At 70.5% G+C, this 234-nt stretch carries 1 pseudogene; it reads right to left on the bottom strand.

The features are described 5' to 3' along the window. Positions 1-234: pseudogene (locus R0J92_RS26740) on the bottom strand (short-chain dehydrogenase); the annotation flags it as partial.

The following is a 234-nucleotide window of genomic DNA, read 5'->3' as shown; positions in this document are numbered from 1 at the left end:
GCGTAGCAGGACAGGATGTTGACGAAGGCGGCGGCGCTGTTGGTGCCGTCGGCGCCGCGGAAGGTCATGGTCGGGCCGAAGGCCTGGGCCAGGCGCAGCAGGCCCAGCACGTTGACGTCCAGCTCGTCGCGCGCGGTGTTGATGCCGTGGCGCGAGAGCACGCCGCCGGGGCGGATATGGTCGGCGGTGTTGATCAGGATGTCGGTCTTGCCGCCGATCTCGCCGGCCAGGTCC

It is taken from the genome of Tritonibacter sp. SIMBA_163 (genome assembly GCF_046535935.1).
Lineage (GTDB): Bacteria > Pseudomonadota > Alphaproteobacteria > Rhodobacterales > Rhodobacteraceae > Epibacterium > Epibacterium scottomollicae.
Note: the sequence above shows the minus strand (reverse complement) of the source record. Positions and strands in the feature narration are given on the sequence as shown.